Origin of the sequence: Tunicatimonas sp., from assembly GCF_049647865.1 — a bacterium.
Lineage (GTDB): Bacteria > Bacteroidota > Bacteroidia > Cytophagales > Cyclobacteriaceae > Tunicatimonas.
Genome location: NZ_JBARYM010000439.1, coordinates 1 through 1,634, shown reverse-complemented (window position 1 = coordinate 1,634; position 1,634 = coordinate 1). Strand labels below are relative to the sequence as shown.

The 1,634-nt window shown below is 38.4% G+C and carries 2 protein-coding genes; both read right to left on the bottom strand.

Annotated features, from left to right (window positions below):
• Window positions 1-792: 792 nt before the first annotated feature.
• Complete coding sequence (locus WBA23_RS13135; RefSeq protein WP_424582732.1) at window positions 793-1,173, bottom strand: DUF3938 domain-containing protein; 381 nt, start codon at window positions 1,171-1,173, stop codon at window positions 793-795.
• A gap of 70 nt (window positions 1,174-1,243) precedes the next feature.
• Window positions 1,244-1,634 (bottom strand): Crp/Fnr family transcriptional regulator (locus WBA23_RS13130; protein WP_424582731.1); only part of this gene is annotated, 391 nt, incomplete at its 5' end.

Below are 1,634 nucleotides of genomic sequence, written 5' to 3'. Positions count from 1 at the left end.
AAGAACCTCCAGGCAGAGAGGTAATCTCTTAATCAACATCACTGCAAAGACAGTGTGTTTGCATGTTTATCCTTCATCTGCCTGATAATACTAAACTACTACATTCATCTGATTTAGCTGACTTCCATAAACATACGAGCATGTTTTAACTTTGTCTTTTAATCTTCTTCCAGGTTGCTGGGCGATGGATCTTTTCTGCTCATGCTTCGGCCACCCTATGGTGGCTTTTTTGCAGAAGGTAGCTAAGATTCTCTTCCTTAAAAGAGTCTCAACAGTTCGCCGCGCGACTAATCAAAGAATACTACATAACAAATTCTGAATTTAAGATTCAAACACGCATTAAGTATACAAGAAAAATTCTTACCCGATTGTTTACCATCGGCGTACGATTCTCAGAATGTTCAAGCGCGCTACCAAGGTCTTCTAATTGCAATGTGTATCTATCTGTTGCCTAGTAGGTTTTACCTAAAAAACCATATATCAACCTTTTCGAAACTGCCGATAGTGCGCCCCAGCACAGAATTCTTTCCTGGTAATTTGTATACACCAATCTGGAGTGTTCCAAACGGTTAATATCCTGATTTACCCAACTAGGGAATTTAGTTTCAAATGTGGCACTTCTTGTTTCAATTTCTAATCCATATATTTTTAACACTCTTGAACGATCTTTCCAAGTCATTTCTCTGAGCACAACGCTATTTTACGGTACTATTTTACTATAACCTTGGCCAGAACAAACGACACTAACAACGATGCTCTAAGTAGTAATTACTTTGGACCCAGATAGTTGCTTTACTTGGTTCTGGCAAATTGAAATTCAAAGATAGCTAATGCTACAACTAATATAATTTCACCTCCAAAATAGGCGATTCCTAAATAGGTGATAGTATCAGACAATTTAATAATTAAGCCTAAAGTCAAAATACAATAGGCAATATTAGCTACAGCAATACCTATTAGATATCGCCTCCAATGCTTTTTCACTAACCAGTAGCAAGTTATAGAATACAAAGCAAAACCACTGGCAATACCGGCCAAAGTAAAGAGCGTTGGTTGTGGCATCCCGAAAATATGTTCAAATTGAGCTAACACTTGGCTTAGCATAAGCGCCGTAACAATGGCCCCTACACTATCAATAAGAAATATTTTTTTAAAAGTGATGTTACTTAGCATATCGCTTATTCTTCTAATAAAGCGAAGTTAGAAGTCTGGCACTTATTAGTTCTTGATGTATATCAAAAAATTAGGATTGGCCTCTAATTCTACTCAGGGTTTCAGGGGTAATTCCTAAGAAGGAAGCGATATGACCCAAATTCACTCTTTGGGTAATACCGGGATAGCGGACAGTCAAATGCTCGTATCGGTCTCTGGCAGAAAGGAAAGTCATTCCCTCCATTCTCTCTACCAAGTCCATATAAATCATTTGAGTAAGCTTTCGAGCTAACCGTTCTAAGCTGGGGTTTTGATAAAGAAATGATTCCAATTCTTGATAATCTAGCACCGATACTTGGCAGTTCTCCAGAACCTCGATATTGTACCTACTCTTCTTTTCTCTGATAATACTATCGGCGGCACCTATCATGCCGTATTCTAAAGCAAAGTGGGCGGTTACATCCCGACCATCTACGTAATAG